Annotated in this window: 1 pseudogene; it reads left to right on the top strand. The window is 57.5% G+C overall.

The annotated features are described in order from the left end of the window. Positions 1 to 100: 100 nt before the first annotated feature. Positions 101 to 301 (top strand): annotated as a pseudogene (locus EN857_RS34045) (BA14K family protein); the annotation flags it as partial.

Raw genomic sequence — 301 nt, 5'->3', positions numbered from 1 at the left:
CGGAACCTTTCTGTTCATCTTCCGTTCAGATGAAAAGTCCCATTAATAGGCCTCTTCCGGGGTGTGCTCGGCGTGGGGCCCTTAGTCCTTGGAGAGTGAAATGAAACCGCTCTTGTCTTCTCTCGGATCCGGGGCGATTTCCCTGGGTCTTCTTGCGGGCCTGACGGTGTCGTCGCTTGCCGGTCCTATCCTTCAACCTGACCTATCGACGGCGAGCAGCACGGCCGCACCGCAGATCATTCCTGTTCGCGACGATTGGGCCGGCGGCAACAACAATCAGCAAATGTATGACTGGCGCTGG

The organism is Mesorhizobium sp. M4B.F.Ca.ET.214.01.1.1 (genome assembly GCF_004791545.1).
Taxonomy (GTDB): domain Bacteria; phylum Pseudomonadota; class Alphaproteobacteria; order Rhizobiales; family Rhizobiaceae; genus Mesorhizobium; species Mesorhizobium abyssinicae.
The sequence above is the reverse complement of the archived record's forward strand: the minus strand, read 5'-3'. Positions and strand labels throughout refer to the sequence as shown.